The sequence below is a fragment of the Siculibacillus lacustris genome, assembly GCF_004328075.1.
In the GTDB taxonomy this organism is placed as follows: domain Bacteria; phylum Pseudomonadota; class Alphaproteobacteria; order Rhizobiales; family Ancalomicrobiaceae; genus Siculibacillus; species Siculibacillus lacustris.
The window spans coordinates 1-8,178 of the sequence record NZ_SJFN01000067.1 but is presented as its reverse complement, the minus strand read 5'-3'; the positions used below and the strand labels follow the sequence as shown (position 1 = coordinate 8,178).

Below are 8,178 nucleotides of genomic sequence, written 5' to 3'. Positions count from 1 at the left end.
AATGGGCGACCGTCTTCGGCGATGCCAAGATGACGACCGCGTTGCTCGACCGGCTCACCCACCACTGCCACATCCTGGAGACAGGGAACGACAGCTTCCGCTTCAAGAACAGTTCGGCGAAAACGGCCAAACCAACCAGGGAGAAGACGAGGAACTTGACCGCCAACTGACCAACCGACCATCATCAAGGCGGGTCAGTTCTCAGTGGAAAGCCTGGGTCAGTTCTCCGCGGAAATCAACATCCATGACGGGCGCCGAAAGCCTCTCTCTCGGCACTCAACCCGTCACGGAAAACCCATCTGCACTCTCACTCTGAAGGGGCGTTGCGGGCTGTCCCTGCCGAAGGGGTAGGCAGAGACCTTGGCTCAGCCGTAGGGGAAGGCTTTCCCTGCTGGCTCACGGTTGCAATCATCGTCACGTCGGGTGGGAAACACGTGGTCGATCCACTGCGAACAGGCCTCCAGAATTCCCATAGCCATGCCGGGGGAATGAATGTTCGCACTGCCATGAGAAAGGCCGTTCCGCAAAGCAACAAGCGCCTCAATGGGATCGTTCAGCGGCAAGTTGCCGGGAGCCGCCTGCGGGAGGACTCCAGCTTTCCGCGCTCGATCGACAAGATTTCGCAAGGTGCCGCGCGCCGATCCGCCATGACCGTTCATGCGAAATTTCAACGCCAACTCGAGGGCGCTAAGTGCCTGAACTTCGCCCACGACAAGAAGATCATAGTCAAAAAGCGCATAGATTATAGCATTTCTAGCTCTGTCAAACGCCGCCGTCACGTCGATCGGCGCGGCGCCGTTCAACTGAATCTCCGCGAGGCAAGCGTGATGATCGGCGAGCGTCATTTGACGCGCCATACCGTTCTCGACGACACACAGGCCGACGAACCGAGGATCGGGTTGCAAAATTGTGTCGAGCGACTTGAAGGCCATCGGTATTGTGCGCCCTTCTATGCGCCCCAGGCGGCGATGACTTGCGCCAACGGGAAGGGATCTTTTTCTTTCGACCACTCGTGATATGGCGCGGCAGTCTGGCTATAGGGTCCAGGCTCTGGCCGATCGAACTGAACTCGCGTCGGGATATGAAACGCGCTGCCGAAGACGATCGCTTCTCCTGACGACAGGATCGTCACCTGATCGAGCAGCCTCCGCGCCTGCATGGGAATAATGCGCCGGAAATGATCAATATCATCGGGGTTTTGGAGCCGGTGGCTGATGAAATTGGCGCACTGACTGATGATTGTCTGGCTGATCTCGCTCGGACGCTGGCTGGCAATGATCAGGGAGAGGCCGAACTTGCGCCCTTCCTTCGCGATCCGTTCGTAGGCGAGCCTGGCGAGGCGATGGCCACGATCTTCATCTGACCGGGCTGGCCGCGCATAGTTATGGGCCTCTTCGAGCACCAGAACCCAAGGGTGCTTGTAGCGGGACGCGGCCGGCAATCGCTCTCGCGCCTCCAGGAGAATGCGCCCGATGACGGCGCAGGCATAGGGAAGCACCTCGTTGCTCAGCATGGAGAGGTCGAGAACGGAAACTTTCGGCCCCGACGCGGCGCCCAGCCCAAATCCGGCGAACCAGGATGACAGGTTTTCAATTTTGGTTTCAGCCTCTTCATAGTTGAGGAAAGCGCGCCAGCGCTTGTCGTCGAGGCGGGTTTTCAAACGCAACTTCAAAGTGGTGAGATGTGCGTCAACGCGGAAGGTATCTTCCTTCGATACAGCGCGATTGATGAGCGACGGGTCGGTCAGTGTAGACCGAGCAATCAGAAGCGGGGAATCGGCCGTGCGAGCGCCAGCCTCCGCTATGCCGCTCCCGGCAGCGATCTTCGCCCGGATTTCATCCTTGAGCTTCTCGGCCGTCGTGGCAATCGCCGCCTGATTATTCATGACCTCGGTGTTGTAGTCGTTGGCGGTCCGGTGTGCGGTGAAGAGAGCTTCAAATGCCGTAGTATCGATATCCGTGCCGGCGAGGTGCCCGGTAACGGCATCACAATGAGAGCCGGCGGCCTTCTTCTTGATTTTGGTCAGTTCGCTGAGGAGTTGGTCCAGTGCGCTCATGGCATTCTGGAGTGAGCCCATACTCGCGGCGACCGTGGCATTGCCACCCTTGGCGATGGCCCACCAGTCTTTAAGCACTGGCTCCTGCGTTTGTTCTGACGCGCTGAGCCAGGCGCAGATTTCCTCAGCGTTCAGAAACCAAAGCGGAATGCTGAATTCTTTGCCGTTGAGATAAATGCGATCGGGTAAACGCGTTGCCGTTTCTGTAGGCGGAAAAGCTTTGGCGTATTCGCCATTGATGTCGAGAATGAAGACATGCGGTTCCTGGGTCGCGCCATCGAGCGCCTTCATGGCCTTTTGAATGAGGCTCGAAACCGAAAAGGATTTCCCCGAGCCGGTATTGCCGACAATCGCCAGAGGCCGCGAGAAAAGATCGTTGTATGATGCGCGCACGACGTTGCGGGCTTGGCCGGTTGGGAATCCGATTTTCAGATCGCAGTCGAAATCCTTTTCGTCATAGTCCTCTGGCTTGTTCCGCCGGGGAGGTATTTCGAAAACCGCCCGCAGTATATCGGGCGATCCGATCTCCGCCGGCGTGTCGAGCGTAGGAAGGACGGAAATGCCGGGACTGAAGGAAGGCTCGTCGTCGGCATGCTCGATTGTGCCCAGCAACTGCACACTGGCAACCCGGCGCGGTTTCATTAATTCCAGGCTGAGATCGTCGCCACTGGTGGGATCGAAACTTTCCCGTGCCTCCAGATCGGTGATGATCCCGATGACGGTTTCACCGGCGCCAAGGGAGAAAGTCAGATAGGCGTTGATGGCGATCGCGGTCTGAACACCGTCGAGGGTTGCGCGCATGGCGGATCGCGTTTCGGGCAGCAGCTCGACCTTCACGCGAAAGCCCTGAACTGCAACGATATGGCCAACGAGGCGCGGATTGTCCATCTCAGGCTCCCAGATCGGGTTCGACCGGAGTCGCGGACGAGGCAATCTGCTTTTCGAAACGCCGCAGGCGCAGGAAATCATTGAGCCACTGCACGTCGGGCATAACTGATTTGGCGAAATCATCGAAGGTCGCGTACTTGAACTTCGCTGCGGCAAAGGCGGATTCGGTTGGACACAGGACGAAGGCGCGCTTGCCGAGATCCTTGTATCGACGAATCCGCTCGATAACGGGGCTGGTGGGATTGGGCTCGATCACCAGCATGACCAGTGACGGGTTCATCAATGCGTTTTCGATGATCCGGCTGACATGGTCATCGCCGAAGCCATAACCGAGGACGAGCAGGAATGTCTGGGGAATGCCAAGACGGACCTGAAAGGACCGGAACAGATGCGCATAGGGCATCGTCAACGTCTGGGCGAATTTGTTGGCGGTGGGCAGGATGCCGACCGAGGGCGCGTGGCCTGAGAGCGTCGCAAGCGAAGTGGCTTTGTCCGCCGAACTTTTCGCCGCATAGGATTTAAACGGCGCAAGATCGGGGTGCCGCGCCCGCATTTCTCCATCCTGCTCGAACCAGTGAATGGAGCCATGCAGCTTGTAAAAATGCAGAAACTTGTCGAAGCGTCGAACGCGACCTTCCGCGACTTCGCCGGGATAATAGACATCCAGGCCATAGACGGACGGATCGAAACGGGCAGCCGCGCGGCCGGTGAAGCCATCGAAATACTGAATTCCCAGCAACTCGAGGGCTTGCTCGAACAGGGTATCGTAGTTCAACGTAAAGAGGTGGGTGCGACCGAGATTGCTGTCGCGGGCGACTAGCTTGGACAAAAACGCGAGCTGGGGCGCGATGTCGCTTGCCGATTTCGCCGCAGCCGTGTCGGGAAGCGACAACGCGCATTCGACAAAGATAGCCATGCGAAGTCGATCAACGAACCATTTCAGGTCAGCGGGACTTGGTGCCGGCGTTGCCGGCCACGTTACGCCAGAGAATGGCGTATCCGTCGATTCAACTACAACGAGAGCGTTGGCGATGAACGAGAGCCATGCCTCGAATCCCAATGTTCGTTCATCGAGCAAGTCAGCGGTGATGACAGCATCTCGCCGCGACTTGATGATAGGAGCAATAGAGGCCGGCAGGTCTGGCAAAGCCTCAATAGTGTCGAAAACCGCCGTTTCCAGATTGGCCATCGTCTTGCCGCCGGCGGAAACTGACGTTCCGGAGCCTGTCAGTACGACGAGGTTTTCCATGCGCAGCCACTCGGAAATGAGCGCCTGAAGCCGAATGCGCCCATGTTTCTGATCGAGCCCGAGTAACAGATCGCCAGCGTCACCGTCTTCGGTCAGACCGATAAGCTGGTATTCGATCAGAGGGATTGAAGGCGCAGTCATTTCTTTCTCCCACTGCGATCAACACTGGCGTTTAGGAACATGGGGAAGAAGCTACGCTGATTTTTTACCTTGATGATGTCGTCGGCCGCGATCGTATTGGCCTTCCGACGTTCCCCGCCAGCTGGTGTGATTACTTCCAGGTCTGGGTTTTCGATGATCGCGGCATGGATATCGTCGGCATGAGCGGGAGTGATATTGTAAATGCTCTCATGGAATTCTGCGACTGACATAGCGTCGCCGGCGTCGGTCACGAGACGAGGAATATCGCCCATAAGCTGCTCTTTCGCGGAGGATCGGCCGTCGTTGTCGAACAGATAGAGCCTGCCTTCGTCGTCCCGGGGATCGTAGGAAAGCATATTAAGACCTGAACGGCCAAAATGCGCCTGAAGCGTCGCGTTGTCGTGGAGGATGTTGTTGTAAACCTGCCGAGCGCGGCAGGCGTTGGCGAAATGAATGAACCAGTAGCGCCAGCCATCGGGATTATTGATCGAGAACGGGCTGACATAGGGAGCGCATCGCTGGAAGACCTCGAAAACCAGCTTCTCCGCGGTGCCCAGCCAGTCGTTCTTGCTCATGACGTCGTTCTGGGAAGTGATGTCAGCACCCTTAATACCAAGGTAATCGAGCCGCCTCGTAAGCTGCTCTGGTTGATCTTTCTTCAGGAAGGTCAACAGTGAGCTGATCATAAAGGTGTAGAAGATCTCCGCTGAGGCATAGGAGCGCATGATGTCGACAATCGTTTCGCGATTGACGTGGCTGTCTCCGCATTGATCGAGATTGAATAGGACGTTCTTGTAGCGTCCCCGCTCAAGAAGTCCTTTGATCTTGGGGTAGCCAACCTCGAAGAATTCGTTGAGGTATTCCACGCGCAGGTGCAACTTCGGGGATGTCGCGGCGATGTCGGCCTGCATCGCTGCGACATGAGTTTTTAGAAGTTCGACGGCATCCCGGCTGGCGTCGTTGAAGATCAGCAGGCATTCGACCTCGATTGTTCCAAGGCCCTGCACCACGCGCTGAGTGTTTACCGCCTCCACCGCACGCTTCAGTTCTTCGATGAAGATCAACGGCGATCCCGGAGAGCCGCATCGATATCGGCCACCGCCCGCAAAACCATCGACGATAGCAAGCCGGAAACGTTCACGTTGCGGTAGCTTGCAGCGGACGATCAGGTAGTCGAAGACATACTCACGCAAAATCTTGTGCTTACGGCGCGAATGCTCTTCGAGAGTCGCACCATCAGCCCATTCGTATCGCTTTTCGACCATCTTTCTTCCCCGCCCGTCCCCGACCTTTTACGCGACCACCCGAGGCGAGGCTGGCATTTCATCCCAGGTCTGTCCGCGATACTCGCGCCCATTAGCTTTCTTGGACCGCTTCTTGTTGTCCTTGCCCCAGGTGCCCCACTGTTTGAAGAAAAACGCCGTCCCCGCCGACAGACATTGAGCGTAGATTTCGTCGATCCAGTCCTCGCGGATCGGGCGGGCGAACTTGCCGCTTTCCCCGCCGACGATAGCCCAGTGGATACCCTCAAGATCGACAGCGCCGACAGGACCGATCAGCGGTTCAAAGGATATGAATCGGATCGCCGCAGGCGCCTTACGCAAATGCGCGATGCGGTCGACAACATCCTCGTTTTCGATGCTGGTTCCTAGCCAGACATTTGGTAGAATTTCACCGATCTTGCTTGCGACCAGTTCTACCATCCGCTCGGGGCGTTTGGTGAGGATTTGGTAATTGTGCCGAGGCGTGTCTCGCATCACCTGCCAGACGTCGAGGATGAAAGCATCGCTGACCCGTTCGTGGAACAGGTCGCTCATCGAATTCACGAAAATCTTTCGTGGCTTCCGCCACCGATGCGGGATTGTCAGCGCGTCCATATCCTCGCGCACAACGCCATTCCAGACGGTTCGCCGACCGGTCTTCCGCGTCAGCCCGGCATATTTTTCGACGCCCATGGCTTCTAGCCGCTTAGCCATCTCCATGGCATAGCAATTCGTGCAGCCAGCGGTGACGATCGAACATCCCGCGACGGGATTCCATGTGGAGTCGGTCCACTCGATCTGGGTTTCAGCCATACTGCCCTCCCGAGCTATCTTTTATCCGACACCACATCATTCCGATCCGCGCATAGGATTGACGAACGGGATACCTGCGAAGTCCTTTTCATTGTCGGTCACCACCACACAATCCATGGCGCCTGCGACTGCGGCGATGATCATGTCGAGCGCGCTGCGAGGTCGTCCTGTGGCCTTCCCTTCCGCCATGAGCCGCGCCCAGATCAAACCGGCTTTGTCGTCAAACGAGAGAATGCGGCCGGAGAAGATGGCTTGCGGCCCTTCGGGGCCGGCGAACCAAGCATCGAGAGCATCTCTCTTCTTCCCATGCGGTTTCTCCAGGATGCCGCGTCGGATTTCGGCGACCGTCAGTGAGGCGATAAACAGATCGTCGTCACGTTGCACCGCCATCCAACCAAGCAGCGCTTCCGATGGCTGCGGCTTTACGACATTGCTGATGATGTTCGTGTCGAGAAGATAACGTGTCACAGGTTGACCTTGCGCCCCTCTTCACGTGGGCGCGACAGGTCGAGTTCGGCCCCCACCAAGGGCGAGCGCCGCAGAGCGGTCAGGATGCCACCCGACTTGGGCGGTTCACCCGTGACGACCGTCTTCATGGCCGCGCGGACCTGCTCCGCCTCAGGCCCTTCCTCGGCGAGGCGGCGGGCAAGCGATCGGATCAAATCGCGATCAGATTCAAGCGCCATGATCTCAAAGCGCGTGAAACCGCGCTGCGTCAGGCGTGCGCGGTAGTTCTGAATTGCTCTCTTCTGTGCGGCGTTGCCCATGCCAGCCTCCATTCTATATCTGGATATATATCCCGAATTCCCCACGCTGACAAGCCACTAAGAGGCGTCGATGCGGCGGTTTGACTGATACGACGTCAGGCCGCTTGGCGCGTCGGCCCTTCATCCTCGCTCGGCGTCTCCCCCAGCGCTTTGGTCAGGAAGCGATCAAGGGCGGCTCGCCGTGAGGCACGGTCCAAGGCGTAAGCCGTCTGCTTGAACTCAATGCCATCCAGCAACCCAAGGATGTAGCCGGCGATGGTGTCTGCGGCCATAATAAGTGCCGTATCAAGCGTATGGATGTACTTGCTGGTCATCGTACCCTTGGAGTGGCCGACGAGTGCCGCGATGGTGATTTCGGTGAACCCAAGGTCGTTGGCTATACTGGCGAAGCTGTGCCGCAGGACATGAGGCGTCACGTCGGCGAGCGGCGACGCCCTGAAAATCTGTTCCCAATGGTTTGGGAAACTCCCAAACGCGGCGGCATTGCGCTCGCCTGGGAAGACGTAGCTGCTCACCTTCTCCTTCCGGCGTTCCTCGAGACATTCGACGACGGGCAACCCCGTCGGGCGGACTGAGTCGCCTTCCTTGCTGTCAACGAGGCGGAGACAACTGGCGTCGAAGTCCACTTCGTCCCACATCAAGCCGATGATCTCACTGCGACGGCAGCCGGTCAGGGCGATCAGCCGTATGATCTCGACCGTCATCGCGTACTTCTCATTCTCGGCGGCCTTGCGCAGCATTTGCCCAAGGGTTGATCGTGTCCCGAGAGGTGGTGTAGCTGACCGGTGGCCAGCGGGCGCGCCGATATGGGCGGCGTCCTCAGGCCGCCATGTTCGGCAGGCCGAGGACGGCAGGATCATCGTCGATGGCGGCGATCGTTTCCAGCGTCATGTAGCGGGAGCGTTGGACGGCCCATTCGTCGTTCTGTTCGAGCAGGATCGCCCCGACCAACCGGACGATGGCATCTTCGTTGGGGAAGATGCCGACGACCTCGGTTCGTCG

Annotated in this window: 9 protein-coding genes and 1 pseudogene; 1 reads left to right on the top strand and 9 read right to left on the bottom strand. The window is 58.1% G+C overall.

Annotated elements, in window-relative coordinates; all coding sequences use genetic code 11:
• Positions 1-170, top strand: a 170-nt coding sequence (locus EYW49_RS22485; protein ID WP_165498384.1) for an ATP-binding protein, incomplete at its 5' end; no start/stop codon positions are given.
• A 195-nt stretch (positions 171-365) separates the two neighbouring features.
• Here the strand turns inward: EYW49_RS22485 and EYW49_RS22480 are convergent.
• From EYW49_RS22480 to EYW49_RS22440, 9 genes and pseudogenes are all read right to left on the bottom strand, one after another.
• Positions 366-932: a hypothetical protein gene (locus tag EYW49_RS22480; protein ID WP_131311950.1), complete on the bottom strand. Its 567-nt coding sequence runs from the start codon at positions 930-932 to the stop codon at positions 366-368.
• Between the two features lie 17 nt (positions 933-949).
• Positions 950-2,944, bottom strand: coding sequence for an ATP-binding protein (locus tag EYW49_RS22475; protein ID WP_131311948.1), 1,995 nt, complete (start codon positions 2,942-2,944; stop codon positions 950-952).
• A 1-nt stretch (position 2,945) separates the two neighbouring features.
• Positions 2,946-4,334 carry an SIR2 family protein gene (locus EYW49_RS22470; RefSeq protein WP_131311946.1) on the bottom strand — a complete coding sequence of 463 codons (1,389 nt, stop codon included), beginning with the start codon at positions 4,332-4,334 and terminating at the stop codon, positions 2,946-2,948.
• Entirely contained in the window at positions 4,331-5,599 is a 1,269-nt protein-coding gene (locus tag EYW49_RS22465; RefSeq protein ID WP_131311944.1) for a three-Cys-motif partner protein TcmP, read from the bottom strand. The genes EYW49_RS22470 and EYW49_RS22465 overlap by 4 nt, the downstream gene beginning before the upstream one ends.
• A 27-nt stretch (positions 5,600-5,626) precedes the next feature.
• A complete protein-coding gene (locus EYW49_RS22460; protein ID WP_131311942.1) occupies positions 5,627-6,409 on the bottom strand; it encodes a DUF5131 family protein in 783 nt (260 codons plus the stop codon).
• Between the two features lie 36 nt (positions 6,410-6,445).
• Positions 6,446-6,877, bottom strand: coding sequence for a type II toxin-antitoxin system VapC family toxin (locus tag EYW49_RS22455; protein ID WP_131311940.1), 432 nt, complete (start codon positions 6,875-6,877; stop codon positions 6,446-6,448).
• Positions 6,874-7,176 carry a hypothetical protein gene (locus EYW49_RS22450; protein WP_131311938.1) on the bottom strand — a complete coding sequence of 101 codons (303 nt, stop codon included), beginning with the start codon at positions 7,174-7,176 and terminating at the stop codon, positions 6,874-6,876. The genes EYW49_RS22455 and EYW49_RS22450 overlap by 4 nt, the downstream gene beginning before the upstream one ends.
• Positions 7,177-7,271: 95 nt before the next feature.
• Positions 7,272-7,928, bottom strand: a pseudogene (locus EYW49_RS22445) (tyrosine-type recombinase/integrase); the annotation flags it as partial.
• A 67-nt stretch (positions 7,929-7,995) separates the two neighbouring features.
• The coding region (locus EYW49_RS22440; protein WP_206365540.1) for a transposase at positions 7,996-8,178 on the bottom strand (183 nt) is incomplete at its 5' end.